Origin of the sequence: Pseudomonas sp. MCal1 (assembly GCF_026341415.1) — a bacterium.
In the GTDB taxonomy this organism is placed as follows: Bacteria; Pseudomonadota; Gammaproteobacteria; order Pseudomonadales; family Pseudomonadaceae; genus Aquipseudomonas.
On the sequence record NZ_JAKUMP010000007.1, the window covers coordinates 278,012 to 298,644 of the forward strand.

Consider the following 20,633-nt stretch of genomic DNA (forward strand, 5'->3'; position numbering starts at 1 on the left):
GTGCCTGAACTCTCCAGGTCCGATCACGTCTGATAGCAGGAATTGCACTCGACGCACGTTACCGGGCGTCATTGCTCGCTACGGTTTCAGACTCCCTGTAAACTGCGCGGGTTTTTAGCCCCCCATTCCACCGGAGCCGTCCATGTCCCGCGTTACCCTGAGTCGCTATTTGATTGAGCAGACCCGCAGCAACAACACTCCTGCCGATCTGCGTTTCCTGATCGAAGTGGTGGCGCGCGCCTGTAAGGAAATCAGCCACGCCGTGTCCAAAGGCGCCCTGGGCGGCGTTCTGGGCAGCATGGGCACTGAAAACGTGCAAGGCGAAGTGCAGAAGAAGCTCGACGTGCTGTCGAACGAAATCCTGCTCGAAGCCAACGAGTGGGGCGGTCACCTGGCCGGCATGGCATCCGAAGAAATGGACAACGCCTACCAGATCCCGGGCAAATACCCGAAAGGCGCCTACCTGCTGGTGTTCGACCCGCTGGACGGTTCGTCGAACATCGACATCAACGCCCCGGTCGGCACCATCTTCTCGGTACTGCGTTGCCCGAACGAATACCTGAGCCAGAACGAAGCCCTGAACGAAAAGGCCTTCCTGCAGCCAGGTACCCAGCAGGTCGCGGCCGGTTACGCGATCTACGGTCCGCAAACCATGTTGATCCTGACCCTGGGCAACGGCGTGAAGGGCTTCACCCTGGACCGCGAAATGGGCAGCTTCGTCCTGACCCACGAAGACATCACCATTCCTGAAAGCACCCAGGAATTCGCCATCAACATGTCCAACCAGCGTCACTGGGAAGCTCCGGTACAGCGCTACGTTTCCGAACTGCTGGCCGGTGAAGAAGGCCCGCTGAAAAAGAACTACAACATGCGTTGGGTCGCGGCGATGGTGGCCGACGTGCACCGCATCCTGACCCGTGGCGGTCTGTTCATGTACCCACGCGACAGCCGCGAGCCGTCCAAGCCGGGCAAGCTGCGCCTGATGTACGAAGCCAACCCGATGTCTTTCCTGGTGGAACAGGCAGGCGGCGCTTCCACCGACGGCCACCAGCGCATTCTCGACATCAAGCCTGAAGGCCTGCACCAGCGCGTAGCGGTGTTCCTCGGCTCGAAAGAAGAAGTCGCCCGCGCCACGGCTTACCACAAGGAATAAACCATGACCGCGCCCTGGCAGCCGTTGCTCGATTGGTGGTTCGGTCATGCCGAATCAGCCACTGAAGTTTCGGCGCAACAGGGCAAGTTGTGGTTTGGCAAGAAAGACAGCCAGGACCTCGAAGCGCGTGAGCGTTTCGGGGTCTTTGTCGATCAGGCCCTCGCTGGCGGATTGACCGAGTGGACGCAACGTCCCGAAGGTTGGCTGGCAGTGGTGCTGTTGCTCGACCAACTCCCGCGCATGATCTTTCGCGATACGCCCAAGGCTTTTTCCGGTGATCTACGGGCCCAGAAGCTGGTTGCTCAGGGGATTGCTGCAGACTTCGATCGGCAGTTGAAACCGATCCAGCGACTCTTCATCTACCTTGTCTTCGAACACTGCGAAAACCTCGCGGTGCAGAATGAAGCCGTCTCGCGATTCATCGAACTGGTGGCAGAACAGCCGGAGGCGGAGCGCGGGGTGTTTGCCGACAACCTGGATTATGCCGAGCGGCATCAGAAGGTGATTGCCCGGTTTGGCCGGTTTCCGCATCGCAATGCGGTGTTGGGGCGGGAGTCTACGGTGGAGGAGCTGGAGTTTCTTTCGCAGCCGGGGTCGAGTTTCTGAGCTGCATCAGACTCAGGGATTGCCTTGAAGCAAACGCTTCATCAAGAGTGCAGGCAGGTTTTTTCTCGTATCGGCGATGATATGGATATAAATAGTCTGCTCTCGGACTTCATAAATAATGCGATTCAAACCAGAGATGACTTGCCGATATTGACCAAGGTTCAGTCTTTCTATTTCTTCGGGAATGGATCCTGAATAGGGTAAGGATGCGAGACTGCGAATAGCGACCTTCAAGCTGGCATAAGTGCTATGCCAGGTTTGAGGTGAGAACTGTTTGATGAGGTAGGTGCGAAGATCTTTGAGATCTGTTTCGGCGGACTGAAGAATAACGACCTTCAAACTCATTGGGGGTCGATCCTGTCCAGCTCTGCGAAAACGTCTTCAACGTCCCTGTACTTGCCTTCCTCAATTTCTCGATTTCCCATGGCAAGCAGTTTGAGCAGAGCCATTGTTTCTTCCTGCTCTTCAAAACTCTTGATGTCCATGACTACAAGCTTCGCTTCACCGTTCTGGGTTATCACCAGCGGCTCACGGCTTTCGCTAATCGTTTTGACGATTTCGGCGGTATGGCTTTTCAGGTAACTGATGGGTTTGATCTGGGATGAAAGCTTCACGGGCTGCGCCTCGCTCAGTGGACTAGGACCGAGTTTAGTCTTAATTCAGTCCTGAGTCAGGCCGAGGTGACAAGCGTGTTGTTCCGTCTTCGCGGTTTTACGCGCGAAGACGGCTTCGGACGCCTTAGATCCGGAAACTACCCACCAACTGCTTCAACCGCGCAGCCTGCTGCTCCAGATCCGCACAAGCGCGCAACGTCGCCTGCAAATTCTCGACCCCTTCCTGGTTCAGCGTGTTGATCTCGTTGATATCAACGTTGATCGACTCGACCACCGCTGTCTGCTCTTCCGTCGCCGTCGCCACCGACTGGTTCATGCCGTCGATTTCGCCGATGCGCTGGGTCACGCTGCCCAGACGTTCGCCGGCCTGGTTGGCGATGCCGACGCTGCTTTCGCTCTCACGCTGGCTCTCGGTCATGATGCCGACCGCCTGACGCGCGCCGACTTGCAGTTCTTCGATCATGTTCTGCACTTGCTGCGCCGAATCCTGAGTACGGTGCGCCAGGTTGCGGACTTCGTCGGCCACCACGGCGAAACCACGACCGGCTTCACCGGCACGGGCTGCTTCAATGGCCGCGTTGAGCGCCAGCAGGTTGGTCTGCTGGGAGATGCTGGTGATCACTTCCAGAATCTGCCCGATGTTCACAGTGTTGCTGTTCAGGGTTTCGATGTTGCCGCAGGAGTCGCTGATCTTCGCCGACAGTTGCTGCATCGCGTGGATGGTTTTATCCACCACCTGCTGGCCGTCTTCTGCCAGGCTGCGGGCATCGCTGGAGTGTTGCGAGGCGAGGGCGGCGTTCTGGGCGATTTCCTGGGCGGCGGCGCCGAGCTGGTTGATCGCGGCGGCCACGCTGTTGGTGCGCGAGGCCTGCTGGTCGGAGTTGAACATCGACGAGTTGGACGCGGCGACTACGCGCAGTGCGACTTCGTTGACTTGCCCGGTGGCTGACGACACTTCGCGGATCGAGGTGTGAATGCGCTCGACGAAACGGTTGAACGACAAGCCCAGCGCACCGAATTCATCGTGGCCGTGGATGATCAGGCGTTTGGTCAGGTCGCCTTCGCCTTCGGCGATGTCATGCATGGCGCGGCCCATGGTCAGCAGCGGCTGCATCAACACACGGATCAGCATGCCGAGCAGGGCGATGATGATCACCACGGCGATGACCATGGCGATCAGCGCCGAGGTGCGGAATTCGCTGAGCATCGAGAACGCGGTGTCCTTGTCCAGCACCAGCGCCACGTACCAGTCGGCCGACGGTACGCCGTTGACGTGGGTGAAGGAGATCAGCTGGGTCTTGCCGTCGAACTCGACTTCCTTCAGGCCCGGGCTGACTTTCGGCGCACCGTTGGGATAGGCCTCGACCAGAGTCTTGAGCACCAGTTTGCTGTCCGGGTGGATCAGGATCTTGCCGTCGGCACTGACGATGAACGCGTGACCGTGGCCGCCGAAGTTCAGTGAGTTGATGATCGCGCTGACACTCGACAGATCAATGTCGGCGCCGGCCACACCGATCATCTGGCCCTGGCGCTGCACCGGCGTGGCCACGGTGATCACCAGTTTGCCCGACGAGGCGGCGATGTACGGTTCGGTGACGATGGTCTGTTGCGCAGCATTGGCTGCCTTGTACCAGCCACGGGCGCGCGGGTCGTAATCCGGCGCACGGTTGCCGGCCGGGACCGAGAACATCACGCCGTCGGCGCCGCCAAAGTAACTGAGCTGGAAGTTGCCGGTGTAGGCGGGCAGGTCGATGATGCGTTTCAGGCTGGCCGGGGCGTTGCCGTCGGCGACGACCTGTTGCGCCATCGATTGCAGCAACTGGATGCGGCTTTCCAGCCAGGTCTGGATGTTGCTGGTGGTCAGACTGCCCAGTTCCTGCATCGACGCTTCGGTGCTGCTTTGCAGGGCTTCGCGCTGGCGATAGTCGTTGAACAAAATGAAACAGGCGAATGCAACGGCCACCACGAGGGCGGCAGCCAACAAGATCTTGTGGCTGAATTTCATGTTTCTGGTCATTAAGGGAGCTACCGCGAAGGGGCTGGTCAAGAAAGGGCGGCAATTTGCCACACTCTGGGGCTTTGCGCTGCTCTTATTTCGACCGCCACGCGCCAAAGATTAGGCGCCTTTTGCGAAAGGCGACGAAATGCTCAACAGCTTTACAAACTGTCTGATTTATCGGCGAAAGCCGGACGAGCGGGTTAACAAATAGCCGGCCTGCCAGGGAACCAGACAGGGGTTTTCTCTTCTAAGCTTCTGGTTGGCGCCATGCCATCCCCCTTCCGCTCCAGGAGTTACACCATGTCGCTGCGATCTATCGCCCTGCTGTCGTTTTGCGTGCTGTTGGCTGCATGCAGCAAGGTCAATCAGGAAAACTATTCGAAGCTCTCGGCCGGCATGGCCAAGGCTGAAGTCGAGACGCTGCTCGGCAAGCCCACCGATTGCTCGGGCGCGCTCGGCATGTCCAGTTGCACCTGGGGCGACAAGAACAGCTTTATCAGCGTGCAGTACGCCGGTGACAAAGTGCTGATGTTTTCCGGCCAAGGCCTGAAGTAAACCGGGGCTCCGCGCCCACGGGAGAAAAACAATGAAGCGGTTATTGCTTGTCCTTTTGGCCGGCCTGGTATTGGCCGGCTGCGCCACGTCCGGTGAAGATCCGCTGGCGCCGAAGACGGTCAACAGTGTCAATCTCAAGCGTTACCAGGGCACCTGGTACGAACTGGCGCGTCTGCCGATGTATTTCCAGCGCAATTGCGCACAATCCGAAGCCCGATATTCCCTCAAGCCCGACGGCAATGTCGCGGTGTACAACCGCTGCCTGACGGCGGACTGGACGTGGGAAGAAGTCAAAGGCACGGCTTATCCACAGGTGCCTGGCAAGACCGACAAGTTGTGGGTCGAGTTCGATACCTGGTTCTCGCGTCTGATTCCGGGTGTGGCGAAGGGTCAGTACTGGGTGCTGTACGTCAGCGATGACTACAAGACCGCTCTCGTCGGCGACCCGAGTCGCCGCTATCTGTGGCTGTTGTCGCGCACGCCGACCGTCAACGGTGTGGTGCGTGAGGAACTGTTGAGCAAGGCGCGCCAGCAGGGTTACGACACCACGCGCCTGATCTGGCGTACGTCGGATCAGCAGATGGCCAAGACGTCCAACTGACTTCTCCTGTTCTGATCGTTCCCACGCTCCGCGTGGGAATGCCTCAATGGACGCTCTGCGTCCGCTTTTGGGACGCGGAGCGTCCCGGGCTGCATTCCCACGCAGAGCGTGGGAACGATCAGTAACAGAAGTTTGTGTCAGCCCAAAAGCTCTCGCAGGACCTGGGTAAAGGCGCGATTGCTGTCCTCCTCCTCGGCATGTCGCCCCTCGCGCACGACCCACTGACCGTTGACCAGCACATCGCGCACCTGACGGTCGCCACCGGCAAACAGCCAGCGATTGAGAATCCCGTCACCACTGGCCGTGGCCAGGTATGGATCGCTGCCATCGAGCACAATCCAGTCAGCCCGCTTGCCGACTTCCAGCGCACCAATCGGTTGGCCCAGCGCCTGAGCGCCACCGTCGAGCGCCGCGTCGTACAGCGTACGGCCGACCATCGGCTGATCTGCGCCATACAAGCGATTGCGCCGCTGATCGCGCAGGCGCTGGCCGTATTCCAGCCAACGCAATTCTTCCACCACACTCAACGACACATGGCTGTCGGAGCCGATGCCCATGCGCCCGCCCTGAGCGAGGAAATCCACCGCCGGGAAAATACCGTCGCCGAGGTTGGCCTCGGTAGTCAGGCACAGACCGGCGATGGCGCGGCTCCTGGCCATCAGCGTGACTTCTTCCGGATTGGCGTGGGTCGCGTGCACCAGGCACCAGCGCTGATCGACTTCGGTGTTTTCATACAGCCATTGCAGCGGGCGGCGACCGCTCCAGCTCAGGCAGTCGTCCACTTCTTTCTGTTGTTCGGCAATGTGGATGTGCACCGGGCATTGCTTGTCGCTGGCTGCCAGCACTTCGCTGATCTGCTGCGGGGTGACCGCGCGCAAAGAGTGGAAGCACAGGCCCAGCGACTGCGCCTTTTGCTGCGCGAGCAGGGGTTGCAGGCGCGATTGCAGTTTCAGGTAGTTTTCGGTGCTGTTGATGAAACGGCGCTGACCTTCGTTCGGCGTCTGGCCGCCAAAACCGCTGTGGCTGTAAAGCACAGGCAGCAATGTCAGGCCGATGCCGGCGGCACTGGCCGCCTGGCTGATGCGCAATGCCAGCTCGGCCGGGTCGGCGTACGGCTGGCCGTTGTTATCGTGGTGGACGTAATGGAATTCGGCGACCGAGGTGTAACCGGCCTTGAGCATTTCGATGTACAGCTGGCGGGCAATCACCCCGAGCTGGTCGGGGCTGATTTTTCCGACGAGCCGATACATCAGATCGCGCCAGGTCCAGAAACTGTCGTTGGGGTTGCCGGCCACTTCCGTCAGTCCCGCCATCGCTCGCTGGAACGCGTGGGAGTGCAGATTCGGCATCCCCGGCAGCAGCGGACCGCTCAGCCGTTCGGCGCCATCTGCGGTGGAATCGGCCTGGATTCGGGTCAACACGCCATCGGCGCTGACCTCGAGACGTACATTGTTGGCCCATCCGTTAGGCAGCAGCGCGCGTTCGGCAAAGAAGGCGGACATGGTTCGGCACCCCATCGTGTGTTATTTGTATATACATATACAGACGTTTGCCTGCCCGGTAAACTCCGGCAAGCTAGCAACTTTCATCCAATGAACAGGGATCCACCGTGCCGACTCCGCCTCCAGTCTCCCCGTTGGCCGCGAACATGGGCGACAGTCCGGCGCCCTTGTACGCCCGCGTCAAACAGATGATCACTCAACAGATCGACAGCGGTAACTGGCCGCCGCATTACCGCGTACCTTCGGAAAGCGAGCTGGTCAGCCAGTTGGGCTTCAGCCGCATGACCATCAACCGCGCGCTGCGGGAAATGACCGCCGACGGCCTGTTGGTGCGCATGCAAGGCGTCGGTACTTTTGTCGCCGAACCGAAGAGCCAGTCCGCGCTGTTCGAAGTGCACAACATCGCCGACGAAATCGCCTCCCGTGGCCATCGCCATACTTGCCAGGTGATCACCCTGGAAGAAGAGGCCGCCGGTTCCGAGCGCGCGCTGGCGCTGGACATGCGCGAAGGGCAGAAAGTCTTTCACTCGCTGATCGTGCACTACGAAAACGACATTCCGGTGCAGATCGAAGACCGCTTCGTCAACGCGCTGGTGGCTCCGGAATACCTCAAGCAGGACTTCACCCTGCAAACGCCTTACGCCTATCTGAACCAGGTCGCGCCGCTGACCGAAGGCGAGCACGTGGTTGAAGCGATCCTCGCCGAAGCGTCCGAATGCAAATTGCTGCAGATCGAAAAAGGCGAGCCATGCCTGCTGATCCGCCGTCGTACCTGGTCGGGTCGTCAGCCGGTGACGGCGGCGCGCCTGATCCACCCCGGTTCCCGTCATCGTCTGGAAGGTCGGTTCCATAAATGAAAGAGTTGAAGGTTCTACGCGCCGAAGGCTACCCGCGCATGCCGTGGAAAAACGGCGGCGGCAGCACCGAGGAAATCACCCGTGACGCCGGCGCCGGCCTCGACGGTTTCGGCTGGCGTCTGTCGATTGCCGACATCGCCGAATCCGGCGGTTTCTCGACCTTCGCCGGTTACCAGCGGGTGATCACGGTATTGCAGGGCGACGGCATGACCCTGTGTGTCGACGGCGACGACACCCGGCCGTTGTTACCCCTCGACCCGTTTGCCTTCAGCGGCGAGAGCCAGGTGTCCTGCACCTTGCTCGGCGGCGCGATCCGCGACTTCAACCTGATCTACTCGCCGCAGCGTTACAGCGCACGCCTGCAATGGCTGGACGGCGAACAGCGGTTTTTCAGTTCGGCGAGCACGGTGCTGGTCTTCAGCGTCAGTGAACGGCTGGAGGTCACGGTCGGTGACAGCGCATCGCAACTCGGCCGCCATGACTGCCTGCAACTGGACGGTAACACCGGTTTGACCGAGATTGCCGTCAATGCCGGTTGCTGCGGGATCGAACTGTCTGCGCGCTGATTCTCTCTACTGCTCGTTCGCACCAGAACGTGGGAACGATCAACGATCAAAAACCGCTGCTTTGAAAGCAGCGGTTTTTTTTCGTCCCGACGTTCCCGAAATGCGCACCAACTTGTTACCGAACGCCCCAGCGTGGCGCAAAACCACGCTTTCGTAACAACCTGTCGCTGTCCTCAATCCACCCCGCGAAAAAATTCATGAACGTCGGAGCCCTTGATTCAGGCGCTCTGCAGACCTGTCTTGGATTTTTGTTGAACGGTCCTCCAACAAGTTGGCCGCTTGATTGCATATGCTTGTATGTACAAGTAAAGACGTATGCGTATGAGTCGAACGAGACTCTCCGCAGCGTCCACTGATTCGCTTGCCGCGCACTGATGCGCACAGGCTGCTTGCCCACTGCCAGGGTTGGTTTGAATTGATCGCTGAGGAGTCTTTTTCGTGACTGACAACAAAACCACTACTTCTTCATTCACAAAGCATCGTGACGTCGAAATCCGCGCTGCCCGCGGCAACAAGCTGACCGCCAAGAGCTGGCTGACCGAAGCGCCGCTGCGCATGCTGATGAACAACCTCGACCCGGAAGTCGCCGAGAACCCGAAAGAGCTGGTGGTCTACGGTGGCATCGGCCGCGCGGCGCGTAATTGGGAGTGCTACGACAAGATCGTCGAGAGCCTGACCAACCTCAACGAAGACGAAACCCTGCTGGTGCAATCGGGCAAGCCGGTCGGCGTGTTCAAGACCCACAGCAACGCCCCGCGCGTGCTGATCGCCAACTCCAACCTGGTGCCACACTGGGCGACCTGGGAACACTTCAACGAACTCGACGCCAAAGGCCTGGCCATGTACGGCCAGATGACCGCTGGCAGCTGGATCTACATCGGCAGCCAGGGCATCGTTCAGGGCACCTACGAAACCTTCGTTGAAGCCGGTCGCCAGCACTACAACGACAACCTCACCGGCAAGTGGGTCCTGACTGCCGGTCTCGGCGGCATGGGCGGCGCCCAGCCACTGGCCGCAACCCTCGCCGGTGCCTGCTCGCTGAACATCGAATGCCAGCAGATCAGCATCGATTTCCGCCTGAAGACCCGCTACGTCGACGAGCAGGCCAAGGACCTCGACGACGCATTGGCCCGCATCGCCAAATACACTTCCGAAGGCAAGGCTGTTTCCATCGCCCTGTGCGGCAACGCCGCTGAAATCCTTCCGGAACTGGTCAAGCGCGGCGTGCGCCCGGACATGGTCACCGACCAGACCAGCGCCCACGATCCGCTCAACGGTTATCTGCCGGCCGGCTGGACCTGGGACGAATACCGCGCCCGCGCCAAGACCGAGCCAGCCGCTGTGGTCAAGGCCGCCAAGCAATCGATGGCCGTTCACGTCAAAGCCATGCTCGACTTCCAGAAAATGGGCGTGCCGACCTTCGACTACGGCAACAACATCCGTCAGATGGCTCAGGAAGAGGGCGTCGAAAACGCATTCGATTTCCCGGGCTTCGTACCGGCCTACATCCGTCCGCTGTTCTGCCGTGGCATCGGCCCGTTCCGCTGGGCTGCGCTGTCGGGTGATCCGCAGGACATCTACAAGACCGACGCCAAAGTCAAAGAGCTGATCCCGGACGACGCCCACCTGCACAACTGGCTGGACATGGCGCGCGAGCGCATCAGCTTCCAGGGTCTGCCGGCGCGTATCTGCTGGGTCGGCCTGGGCCTGCGCGCCAAGCTCGGTCTGGCGTTCAACGAAATGGTGCGCAGCGGCGAGCTGTCGGCACCGATCGTGATCGGTCGCGACCACCTCGACTCCGGCTCGGTCTCCAGCCCGAACCGTGAAACCGAATCGATGCAGGACGGCTCCGATGCCGTCTCCGACTGGCCGCTGCTCAACGCGCTGCTGAACACCGCGAGCGGTGCGACCTGGGTGTCCCTGCACCACGGCGGCGGCGTCGGCATGGGCTTCTCCCAACACTCGGGCATGGTGATTGTCTGCGACGGTACTGACGAAGCGGCCGAGCGTATCGCTCGCGTTCTGCACAACGACCCGGGCACCGGTGTCATGCGTCACGCCGATGCCGGTTACCAGATCGCCATCGACTGCGCCAGGGAACAAGGGCTGAACCTGCCGATGATCACCGGCAAATAAAGGGCTTTGGCTTTGTGTGGGAGCGAGCTTGCTCGCGAAGAGGCCGGCACATTCAGTATCTGTGCTGACTGACAAATCGCTTTCGTCGGATCGCCGCCCGGAGCAAGCTCGCTCCCACAGAAAAGCTGCCCTACAGAAGCTTAGTGAACAATCAAAACAATCCACAGAGGTTGAATCATGGCAGGCAACACCGATCGTGCAGGCAGTAAACCGTTGATCGAAAGGCGTTCGATCGACTACATCCCGGAAGCGGAAAGACACGGTCGTCTGTTCAGTCAGTTCACCCTGTGGATGGGTGCCAACCTGCAAATCACCGCGATTGTCACCGGGGCCCTGGCCGTGGTGCTGGGCGGTGATGTGTTCTGGTCGTTGATCGGTCTGCTGATCGGTCAACTGCTGGGCGGAGGGGTGATGGCGCTGCACGCGGCACAGGGGCCGAAACTTGGCCTGCCGCAGATGATTTCCAGCCGGGTGCAGTTCGGCGTCTACGGCGCGGCGATTCCGATCGTGCTGGTGTGCCTGATGTACCTCGGTTTCACCGCCACCGGGACCGTGCTGTCCGGCCAGGCGCTGGGCCAGTTGTTCGGGGTCAGCGACACCGTCGGCATCCTGCTGTTCGCCAGCGTCATCGTGGTGGTCACGGTGCTCGGCTATCGGGTGATTCACTGGATCGGCCGGATCGCCAGTGCCATTGGTGTGATCGCTTTCGTGTACCTGTTCAGCCGCCTGATGAGTCAGGTGGACGTCGGCGCACTTCTGGAAATCCGTCACTTCAGCTGGAGCAGTTTCCTGCTGGCGGTGTCGCTTGCGGCCTCCTGGCAGATCGCTTTCGGCCCGTATGTTGCGGACTACTCGCGCTACCTGCCGAGCAAGGTGTCTTCGGTGAAAACCTTTTTCGCCGCCGGTGCCGGTTCGGTGATCGGCGCGCAGGTGGCGATGATCCTCGGTGTGTTCGCAGCCGCTTCGGCCAACGGGCAATTCGCCGGGCATGAAGTCGCTTACATCGTCGGTCTGGGCGGGACCGGTGCCACTGCCGCGCTGCTGTATTTCAGCATCGCGTTCGGCAAGGTCACCATCTCCACCCTGAACTCCTACGGCAGCTTCATGTGCATCGCGACCATCATCAGCGGCTTCCGTGGCCACCTGACGGTCACCCGGATGCAGCGCCTGGTTTTCGTGCTGGTGATCGTCGGCGCAGCGACCCTGATTGCGCTGCTCGGCCAGCATTCGTTCCTCGGTGCGTTCAAGTCCTTCATCCTGTTCCTGCTGGCGTTCTTCACGCCGTGGAGTGCGATCAACCTGGTGGACTACTACTGCATCACCCGCGAGCGCTACGACGTACCGGCGCTGGCGGATCCGAACGGTCGCTACGGCCGCTGGAACCTCCTCGGTATCAGCGTTTATGTGTTCGGGGTGCTGGTGCAACTGCCGTTCATTTCCACCAAGTTCTATACCGGTCCATTGGTAGCGGCCCTGGGGGATGTGGATATTTCCTGGATCATCGGTCTCGTGCTGCCCGCAGCGCTGTACTACGTCTGCGCGAAAAAATGGCACGGCACCGTACCCGATCGACTGATTCTGCCCGTCGAGCAGGACAGCGTTGTACAACCTAAAACAAGCGGGGCCGGTCGCGCTGCGGCGCAGGCCTGATTTGGACGTGGACAGGGCTGGATGCCTCTTGACTGCCGTAAGCCAATTCATGATTAGGAGCGTCACAACAATGAAATCGAACAAGACCCTGCTGACCACATTGCTTTCCATGGGCCTGCTGGCCAGCGCTGGCGCGACCCAGGCCGCCGGCTGGTGCGAGTCCGGCAAACCGGTGAAATTCGCCGGCCTGAACTGGGAAAGCGGCATGCTGCTGACCGACGTTCTGCAGGTGGTGCTGGAGAAAGGTTACGACTGCAAGACCGACAGCCTGCCGGGCAACTCCATCACCATGGAAAACGCCCTGAGCAGCAACGACATCCAGATCTTTGCCGAAGAATGGGTCGGCCGCAGCGAGGTCTGGAACAAGGCCGAGAAGGCCGGCAAGGTCGTCGGTGTCGGCGCCCCGGTGGTCGGTGCAGTGGAAGGCTGGTACGTGCCGCGCTACGTGATCGAAGGCGATGCCAAGCGCAAGCTGGAAGCCAAGGCGCCGGACCTGAAAAACATCGCCGACCTGGGCAAATACGCCGCCGTCTTCAAGGACGCCGAAGAGCCTTCCAAAGGCCGCTTCTACAACTGCCCGGCCGGCTGGACCTGCGAGCTGGACAACAGCGAAATGCTGAAAAGCTACGGCCTGGAAAACAGCTACACCAACTTCCGCCCGGGCACCGGCCCGGCGCTGGATGCGGCCGTGCTGTCGAGCTACAAACGTGGCGAGCCGATCCTGTTCTACTACTGGACACCAACCCCGCTGATGGGGCAGATCGACGCGGTGAAACTGGAAGAAAAACCGGGCGTCGACAAGACCGTGACCATCAAGGTTGGCCTGTCCAAGACCTTCCATGACGAAGCCCCGGAACTGGTGGCCGTGCTGGAAAAGGTCAACCTGCCGATCGACCTGCTGAACCAGAATCTGGGCCGCATGGCGAAGGAACGTATCGAGTCGCCAAAACTGGCGAAAATCTTCCTCAAGGAACATCCTGAGGTCTGGCATGCGTGGGTGAGTGAAGACGCTGCCAAGAAAATCGAAGCGGCGCTGTAGGTCGAATTCCTCCCGGCCAACCGAGAGGCGGGCCGGGGTATTCGCCGCAATCGCTTGATTGAGTTTCCTGATTGAGAGCCGCTTATGTTTCCCGAAAGCTTTACCTTTTCCATCGCCGACTGGGTCAACGGTTGGGTCGACGCGCTGGTCACCAACTACGGCGATGTGTTCCGCCATATCTCCGACACCCTGCTGTGGGCCATCGTCAATCTTGAAGGCCTGCTGCGCGCCGCGCCGTGGTGGTTGATGCTGGCCATCGTCGGTGTCGTGGCCTGGCACGCAACGCGCAAAGCCGTGACCACCGCCGTGATCGTCGGTCTGTTGTTCCTGGTCGGCGCTGTCGGTCTGTGGGACAAGTTGATGCAGACCCTCGCGCTGATGATGGTGGCGACGGTCATTTCGGTGCTGATCGGCGTACCGCTGGGGATTCTCTCGGCGCGCAGCAATCGCCTGCGTTCGGTGCTGATGCCGCTGCTCGACATCATGCAGACCATGCCCAGCTTCGTGTACCTGATTCCGGTGCTGATGCTGTTTGGCCTGGGCAAGGTACCGGCGATTTTCGCCACCGTGATCTACGCCGCGCCGCCGCTGATCCGCCTGACCGATCTGGGCATCCGCCAGGTCGACGGCGAAGTGATGGAAGCCATCAACGCCTTCGGCGCCAACCGCTGGCAGCAACTGTTCGGCGTGCAACTGCCACTGGCCCTGCCGAGCATCATGGCCGGGATCAACCAGACCACCATGATGGCCCTGTCGATGGTGGTGATCGCCTCGATGATCGGCGCCCGTGGCCTGGGTGAAGACGTGCTGGTGGGCATTCAGACCCTCAACGTCGGACGCGGCCTGGAAGCCGGTCTGGCGATCGTGATTCTCGCAGTGGTCATCGACCGCATTACCCAGGCTTATGGTCGGCCACGGCATGAGGTGAGCAAATGAGCAACGCAACCGTGAGCAAGATCGAAGTCAAAAACGTCTTCAAGATTTTCGGCAATCGTGCCTCGGACGCTCTGGCGATGGTCGGCCAGGGCAAGACCAAGGATCAGGTGCTGAACGAAACCGGTTGCGTGGTCGGGGTCAATGACTTGTCCCTGAGCATAGGCACCGGCGAGATCTTCGTGATCATGGGCCTGTCCGGCTCCGGCAAATCGACGCTGGTGCGCCACTTCAACCGCCTGATCGACCCGACCAGCGGCGTGATCCTGGTGGACGGCGTGGACATCCTGCAATACGACATGGAAGCGCTGCGCGAATTTCGCCGGCACAAGATCAGCATGGTGTTCCAGAGCTTCGGCCTGCTGCCGCACAAGACCGTCCTCGACAACGTCGCCTACGGCCTGAAAGTGCGCGGCGAGAGCAAGCAGCTGTGCGCCGAACGCGCGCTGCACTGGATCAACACCGTGGGCCTCAAGGGCTACGAAAACAAATACCCGCACCAGCTCTCCGGCGGCATGCGCCAACGTGTGGGCCTGGCTCGCGCCCTGGCGGCGGACACCGACATCATCCTGATGGACGAAGCGTTCAGTGCACTCGATCCGCTGATCCGCGCCGAGATGCAGGACCAGTTGCTGGAGCTGCAAAAGACCCTGCACAAGACCATCGTCTTCATCACCCACGACCTCGACGAGGCCGTGCGCATCGGTAACCGCATCGCGATTCTCAAGGACGGCCGCCTGATCCAGGTCGGTACGCCGAAAGAGATCCTGCATTCGCCGGCGGACGAATATGTCGACCGGTTCGTGCAGCGCCGGGCGGCGGTGGTTTAAAGGTTTTACGGCAGGCTCGTTCCCACGTCGAGGCGTCGAACCGTCTGCGTGGGAATGCATACCGTGACGCTCCGCGTCACCATTGCGCAGGACTCCAGTCTTGCGTTGAGAGCGGGACGCGGAGCGTCCCAAGCGGCATTCCCACGCAGAGCATGGGAACGATCAAGTCCAAGAGGTTTTAGATGTCCCAGGCTGAAAAAATCGTTATCGCCGACGCTCCGATGCGTTGGCAGGATGTGGTCGCAGTCGCCCGTCACGGCGCGCAGCTCGAGCTGTCGGCGCAGACCTGGGCGCGCATTGAAAACGCACAGGGCATCGTCCAGCGCATCGTTGCCAGCGGCGAGCGCGCCTATGGCGTGAACACCGGTCTCGGTGCGCTGTGCAACGTTTCGCTGAAAGACGAACAGCTCAGCCAGCTGTCGCGCAACACCTTGCTCAGCCATGCCTGCGGCGTCGGCCCGATACTGACCGATGAGCAGACGCGCGCGATCATGTGCTCGGCGATCCGCAACTACAGCCACGGCAAATCCGGTATTCATCGCCGGGTGGTCGAGGCGTTGCTGGCGCTGCTCAATCGCGGCATCACCCCGCAAGTGCCGTCCCAGGGTTCGGTGGGTTACCTGACCCACATGGCGCACATCGGCATCGCGCTGCTGGGCGTGGGCAATGTCAGCTATCGCGGGCAAGTGGTGTCCGCGCAGCAGGCGCTGGCCGAAGAGGGCCTGCAACCGGTGCAGCTCGGGGCGAAGGACGGTCTGTGCCTGGTCAACGGCACGCCGTGCATGACCGGCCTTGGTTGCCTGGCGATCGCCGACGCCACGCGTCTGGTGCAATGGGCGGATGTGATCGGCGCCATGAGCTTCGAAGCCCAGCGCGGCCAGATCGCCGCATTCGATGCCGAGATCATCGCGCTCAAGCCGCATCCGGGCATGCAGCAGGTCGGCGTCAATCTGCGCGCCTTGCTCGATGGCAGTGAAGTGATCGCCGCGAGCAAAGGCATTCGCACTCAGGATGCCCTGAGCATCCGCTCGATCCCGCAGGTGCATGGTGCCGCGCGCGATCAACTGGAACACGCGATCAAACAGATCGAAACCGAACTCAACGGCTGCACCGACAACCCGTTGCTGCTGGGCACGCCGGACGACTTCCGGGTGATGTCCCAGGCCAACCCGCACGGGCAATCGGTGGCGCTGGCGACGGATCTGCTGGCGATTGCGATGGCTGAAATCGGCTCGATTGCCGAGCGGCGCCTGGATCGCCTGATCAACCCGCACGTCAGCGGTCTGCCAGCGTTTCTGGTGGCCAATCCGGGGGTGAACTCCGGGATGATGATCGTGCAATACGTCGCCGCATCGCTGTGCGCGGAAAACCGCCAGTTGGCGCAACCGGCGGTGCTCGACAACTACGTCACCTCGGGCCTGCAGGAAGATCACTTGAGCATGGGTACCAACGCCGCGCTGAAGCTGCACCGCGCGCTGGAAAACTGCACGCAGATCCTCGCCATCGAATACCTGCTGGCGGCCCAGGCGTTTGAGTTCCTCAAGGAACAGCGCTTCGGCGCGGGCACCGATACCGCCTGGCGACTGCTGCGCGCAAAAGTCCCGGCCTACGATCAGGACCGCTGGCTGGCACCGGACATCGCCGCCGCCGCTAGCGTTCTGAAAGACTCGAACCTGCTGCACGACGCATTACCGAATCTGCACTGACAACTACCCATACCAGCGTGCCAAGGCGCGGATCGTCCAAAAGACGAAAAGCGACGGATAACGGAATGCTCCGGAGCGACTGGTAGTTTCTCTTTAACTAAGAGCTGAATGCCTCAAAAGGAGCATTTAAATGACTGCGCTGAACCTGATCCCCGGCCAACTGAGCCTGGCCCAACTGCGTGACGTTTATCAGAACCCGGTCAAGCTGACCCTCGACAACAGCGCCAGCGCGCAGATCGAAGCCAGCGTGGCGTGCGTCGAGCAGATCCTTGCGGAAAACCGCACCGCCTACGGCATCAACACCGGTTTCGGTCTGCTGGCCTCGACCCGTATCGCCAGCGAAGACCTGGAAAACCTCCAGCGTTCCCTGGTGCTGTCCCACGCCGCCGGCGTCGGCCAGCCGATCAGCGATGAGCTGGTGCGCCTGATCATGGTGCTCAAGGTCAACAGCCTCAGCCGTGGTTTCTCCGGCATCCGTCGGGTGGTAATCGATGCGCTGATCGCCCTGATCAACGCCGAGGTTTACCCGCACATTCCGTTGAAAGGATCGGTCGGTGCCTCCGGTGACCTGGCACCGCTGGCGCACATGTCGCTGGTGCTGCTGGGCGAGGGCAAGGCGCGCTACAAGGGCGAGTGGATGGAAGCGACCGAAGCGCTGAAAGTCGCCGGCCTGACCCCGCTGACCCTGGCGGCGAAAGAAGGTCTGGCGTTGCTCAACGGCACACAGGTTTCCACCGCGTTTGCGCTGCGTGGTCTGTTCGAAGGTGAAGACCTGTTCGCCGGCGCGCTGGCGCTGGGCGGGCTGACGGTGGAAGCGGTGCTCGGTTCGCGTTCGCCGTTCGACGCACGCATCCACGCTGCCCGCGGCCAGAAAGGCCAGATCGACGCCGCTGCCGCTTACCGCGATCTGCTGGGCGAGCGCAGCGAAGTCTCCGACTCGCACCAGAACTGCGAAAAGGTTCAGGACCCGTATTCGCTGCGTTGCCAGCCGCAAGTCATGGGCGCGTGCCTGACCCAGTTCCGTCAGTCCGCCGAAGTGCTGGTTGTCGAAGCCAACGCCGTATCCGACAACCCGCTGGTGTTCGCGGCCGAAGGCGACGTGATTTCCGGCGGCAACTTCCACGCCGAACCAGTGGCCATGGCCGCTGACAACATGGCCCTGGCCATCGCCGAAATCGGCTCCCTCAGCGAGCGCCGTATCTCGCTGATGATGGACAAGCACATGTCGCAATTGCCGCCGTTCCTGGTGGCCAACGGTGGCGTGAACTCCGGCTTCATGATCGCCCAGGTGACCGCTGCGGCCCTGGCCAGTGAAAACAAGGCGTTGTCCCATCCGCACTCGGTGGACAGCCTGCCGACTTCTGCCAACCAGGAAGACCACGTTTCGATGGCTCCGGCCGCCGGCAAGCGCCTGTGGGAAATGGCCGAGAACACGCGCGGGATTCTCGCGGTGGAATGGCTGGCGGCGGTGCAGGGGCTGGACCTGCGCAATGGTCTGAAGACCTCGGCCAAACTGGAGCAGGCCCGAGGGATTCTGCGTCGCGAAGTGCCGTTCTACGAGAAGGACCGCTTCTTCGCGCCGGACATCAATGCGGCGACTGAACTGCTGGCGTCGCGGGTTCTGACCGAACTGGTTCCGGCGAAACTGCTGCCGAGCCTTTAACCCCACCACTGATCGTTCCCACGTCGAGGCGTCGAACCGTCCGCGTGGGAATGCAGCCCGCGACGCTCCGCGTCACTGGACGCGGAGCGTCCCTTGAGGCATTCCCACGCAGAGCGTGGGAACGATCACAAGACGAGGACTTGGGATGAAAACCCTCTGGCAACACTGCCACGTCGCGACCATGGCGCAAGGCGTCTACTCGATCATCGAGGATGCGGCCATCGTGACGTCCGGTGCGCTCATCGAGTGGATCGGCCCGCGCAGCCAATTGCCGTCCGGCGAATACCCGGCGGCCAATGACCTGCAAGGCGCGTGGGTCACCCCCGGCCTGATCGACTGCCACACCCACACCGTGTTCGGCGGCAACCGCAGCGGCGAGTTCGAGAAGCGCCTGCAAGGCGTCAGCTACGCCGAGATCGCAGCGGCCGGTGGCGGCATCGCCAGCACCGTGCGCGCCACCCGTGAAGCTTCGGAAGACGAGCTGTTCGCCAGCGCCGCCAAACGCCTGAAAAGCCTGATGCGCGACGGCGTGACCACGGTCGAAATGAAATCCGGCTACGGTCTCGATCTGGCCAGCGAGCGCAAGATTTTGCGGGTCATCCGTCGCCTCGCCGCCGAGCTGCCGATCAGCGTGCGCAGCACCTGCCTGGCCGCTCACGCCTTGCCGCCGGAATACAAGGATCGCGCTGACGATTACATCGATCACATCTGCGCCGAGATGCTCCCGGCGCTGGCCGCCGAAGGCCTGGTGGATGCGGTGGATGCGTTCTGCGAATACCTGGCGTTCTCCCCGGAACAGGTCGAGCGGGTGTTCATCACCGCGCAAAAACTCGGGTTGCCGGTGAAGCTGCACGCCGAGCAATTGTCGTCGCTGCACGGCTCAAGTCTGGCCGCGCGCTATCACGCGTTGTCCGCCGATCACCTGGAGTTCATGGACGAGGATGACGCCATTGCCATGGCCAAGTCCGATACTGTCGCGGTGTTGTTGCCGGGCGCGTTCTACTTCCTGCGTGAAACCCAGTTGCCGCCGATGGAAGCCTTGCGCAAGCACAAGGTGAAAATCGCTATCGCCAGCGACCTCAACCCCGGTACTTCGCCGGCGCTGTCGTTGCGCCTGATGCTGAACATGGCCTGCACCTGCTTCCGCATGACCCCGGAAGAAGCCCTGGCTGGCGCCACGATTCACGCGGCGCAAGCTTTGGGAATGGCCGAAACCCACGGTTCGCTGGAGGTCGGCAAGGTCGCGGATTTTGTCGCCTGGCAGATCGACCGCCCGGCGGATCTGGCGTACTGGCTGGGTGGTGAACTGGACAAACGCGTCGTGCGTCACGGCGTTGAATCAAGTCTGTAGGAGAGCGGTTGTGGATAAGGTTCTGAACTTCAAACAAGGTCGCGTACCGCTGCTGATCAGCATGCCCCACGCCGGTGTGCGCCTGACCCCGGCGGTCGAGGCCGGGTTGATCCCGGACGCGAAAAGCCTGCCGGACACCGACTGGCACATTCCGCAGCTTTACGATTTCGCTGCCGAACTGGGCGCCAGCACACTGGCGGCCGAGTATTCGCGGTTCGTCATCGACCTGAACCGGCCCTCCGACGACAAACCGCTGTACGCCGGCGCCACCACCGGTCTGTATCCGGCGACGCTGTTCGATGGCATTGCGTTGTTCAAGGAAGGCAAGGAGCCGTCGAAAGAAGAACGTGCGACGTATCTGGAGCAGATCTGGACGCCGTATCACCGCACCTTGCAGCAAGAGCTGGCGCGGCTGAAGGCCGAGTTCGGTTACGCGCTGCTGTTCGATGCACACTCGATCCGCTCGATCATCCCGCACCTGTTCGACGGCAAACTGCCGGACTTCAACCTCGGCACCTTCAATGGCGCCAGCTGCGATCCACAACTGGCCACGCAACTGGAAGCGATCTGCGCCCGCCACGACGCTTACACCCATGTGCTGAACGGGCGCTTCAAGGGCGGCCACATCACCCGTCACTACGGCAACCCGGCCGATGACATCCACGCCGTGCAACTGGAACTGGGCCAGTGCACCTACATGGAAGAGTTCGAACCGTTCCGCTACCGCGCCGATCTGGCGGAGCCGACTCGGGTGGTGTTGAAGGAATTGCTGCAGGGATTGCTCGCCTGGGGCGCGAAGCACTACAACTGAGTCTGCTCTGATCGTTCCCACGCTCTGCGTGGGAATGCAGCCCGTGACGCTCCGCGTCACT

General features: G+C 61.3%; 19 protein-coding genes and 1 pseudogene. 15 read left to right on the forward strand and 5 right to left on the reverse strand.

All coding sequences use genetic code 11. The features are described 5' to 3' along the window. Positions 1 to 142 precede the first annotated feature (142 nt). On the forward strand, positions 143 to 1,153 hold the full coding sequence (locus MKZ87_RS14130; RefSeq protein WP_085698074.1) for a class 1 fructose-bisphosphatase: 1,011 nt from the start codon (positions 143 to 145) through the stop codon (positions 1,151 to 1,153). Between the two features lie 3 nt (positions 1,154 to 1,156). Further along, a complete protein-coding gene (locus tag MKZ87_RS14135) occupies positions 1,157 to 1,759 on the forward strand; it encodes a DUF924 family protein (protein ID WP_227234159.1) in 603 nt (200 codons plus the stop codon). Between the two features lie 12 nt (positions 1,760 to 1,771). Here the strand turns inward: MKZ87_RS14135 and MKZ87_RS14140 are convergent, their stop codons facing one another. The 4 genes and pseudogenes from MKZ87_RS14140 to MKZ87_RS29035 all read right to left on the reverse strand — a co-directional run. Beyond that, a complete protein-coding gene (locus tag MKZ87_RS14140) occupies positions 1,772 to 2,104 on the reverse strand; it encodes a type II toxin-antitoxin system RelE/ParE family toxin (protein ID WP_085698076.1) in 333 nt (110 codons plus the stop codon). Beyond that, positions 2,101 to 2,373, reverse strand: coding sequence for a type II toxin-antitoxin system Phd/YefM family antitoxin (locus MKZ87_RS14145; RefSeq protein WP_085702697.1), 273 nt, complete (start codon positions 2,371 to 2,373; stop codon positions 2,101 to 2,103). Before MKZ87_RS14145 ends, MKZ87_RS14140 begins: the two co-directional genes overlap by 4 nt. Positions 2,374 to 2,497: 124 nt before the next feature. Then, positions 2,498 to 3,262 (reverse strand): methyl-accepting chemotaxis protein, encoded by a 765-nt coding sequence (locus tag MKZ87_RS29030; protein WP_371917923.1) that lies wholly within the window; start codon positions 3,260 to 3,262, stop codon positions 2,498 to 2,500. Positions 3,263 to 3,355: 93 nt separating this feature from the next. After that, positions 3,356 to 4,390: pseudogene (locus MKZ87_RS29035) on the reverse strand (cache domain-containing sensor histidine kinase); the annotation flags it as partial. 282 nt (positions 4,391 to 4,672) lie between these two features. On the opposite strand from MKZ87_RS29035, the gene MKZ87_RS14155 reads away from it, so the two are divergent. After that, positions 4,673 to 4,927: a hypothetical protein gene (locus MKZ87_RS14155; protein WP_007952486.1), complete on the forward strand. Its 255-nt coding sequence runs from the start codon at positions 4,673 to 4,675 to the stop codon at positions 4,925 to 4,927. A 31-nt stretch (positions 4,928 to 4,958) separates the two neighbouring features. Then, positions 4,959 to 5,528 (forward strand): lipocalin family protein, encoded by a 570-nt coding sequence (locus MKZ87_RS14160; protein WP_085702695.1) that lies wholly within the window; start codon positions 4,959 to 4,961, stop codon positions 5,526 to 5,528. A 137-nt stretch (positions 5,529 to 5,665) separates the two neighbouring features. Here the strand turns inward: MKZ87_RS14160 and MKZ87_RS14165 are convergent, their stop codons facing one another. Beyond that, entirely contained in the window at positions 5,666 to 7,030 is a 1,365-nt protein-coding gene (locus MKZ87_RS14165) for a formimidoylglutamate deiminase (protein WP_266201154.1), read from the reverse strand. Between the two features lie 146 nt (positions 7,031 to 7,176). Here MKZ87_RS14165 and hutC point away from each other — a divergent pair, with 146 nt between their 5' ends. From hutC to hutG, 11 genes are all read left to right on the forward strand, one after another. Further along, on the forward strand, positions 7,177 to 7,887 hold the full coding sequence (gene hutC, locus MKZ87_RS14170) for a histidine utilization repressor (protein WP_170844914.1): 711 nt from the start codon (positions 7,177 to 7,179) through the stop codon (positions 7,885 to 7,887). Further along, a complete protein-coding gene (locus MKZ87_RS14175) occupies positions 7,884 to 8,453 on the forward strand; it encodes a HutD family protein (protein ID WP_266201156.1) in 570 nt (189 codons plus the stop codon). Before hutC ends, MKZ87_RS14175 begins: the two co-directional genes overlap by 4 nt. 438 nt (positions 8,454 to 8,891) lie before the next feature. Next, positions 8,892 to 10,589 (forward strand): urocanate hydratase, encoded by a 1,698-nt coding sequence (gene hutU / locus MKZ87_RS14180; protein WP_085698081.1) that lies wholly within the window; start codon positions 8,892 to 8,894, stop codon positions 10,587 to 10,589. A 177-nt stretch (positions 10,590 to 10,766) separates the two neighbouring features. Beyond that, positions 10,767 to 12,239: a purine-cytosine permease family protein gene (locus MKZ87_RS14185; protein ID WP_085684018.1), complete on the forward strand. Its 1,473-nt coding sequence runs from the start codon at positions 10,767 to 10,769 to the stop codon at positions 12,237 to 12,239. A 70-nt stretch (positions 12,240 to 12,309) separates the two neighbouring features. Then, positions 12,310 to 13,278 carry an ABC transporter substrate-binding protein gene (locus tag MKZ87_RS14190; RefSeq protein ID WP_085702691.1) on the forward strand — a complete coding sequence of 323 codons (969 nt, stop codon included), beginning with the start codon at positions 12,310 to 12,312 and terminating at the stop codon, positions 13,276 to 13,278. Between the two features lie 84 nt (positions 13,279 to 13,362). Beyond that, positions 13,363 to 14,214, forward strand: a complete 852-nt coding sequence (locus MKZ87_RS14195) for an ABC transporter permease (protein ID WP_085698084.1) — start codon at positions 13,363 to 13,365, stop codon at positions 14,212 to 14,214. Continuing rightward, positions 14,211 to 15,041, forward strand: a complete 831-nt coding sequence (locus MKZ87_RS14200; RefSeq protein ID WP_085698085.1) for a quaternary amine ABC transporter ATP-binding protein — start codon at positions 14,211 to 14,213, stop codon at positions 15,039 to 15,041. Before MKZ87_RS14195 ends, MKZ87_RS14200 begins: the two co-directional genes overlap by 4 nt. A gap of 182 nt (positions 15,042 to 15,223) precedes the next feature. Beyond that, entirely contained in the window at positions 15,224 to 16,747 is a 1,524-nt protein-coding gene (gene hutH / locus MKZ87_RS14205; protein ID WP_266201160.1) for a histidine ammonia-lyase, read from the forward strand. 130 nt (positions 16,748 to 16,877) lie between these two features. Beyond that, positions 16,878 to 18,410, forward strand: coding sequence for a histidine ammonia-lyase (gene hutH, locus MKZ87_RS14210; protein ID WP_266201161.1), 1,533 nt, complete (start codon positions 16,878 to 16,880; stop codon positions 18,408 to 18,410). Between the two features lie 145 nt (positions 18,411 to 18,555). Next, positions 18,556 to 19,761: an imidazolonepropionase gene (hutI, locus tag MKZ87_RS14215; protein WP_266201162.1), complete on the forward strand. Its 1,206-nt coding sequence runs from the start codon at positions 18,556 to 18,558 to the stop codon at positions 19,759 to 19,761. Positions 19,762 to 19,771: 10 nt separating this feature from the next. Then, entirely contained in the window at positions 19,772 to 20,572 is an 801-nt protein-coding gene (gene hutG / locus MKZ87_RS14220) for an N-formylglutamate deformylase (protein WP_266201163.1), read from the forward strand. The last annotated feature ends 61 nt before the right edge of the window (positions 20,573 to 20,633 follow it).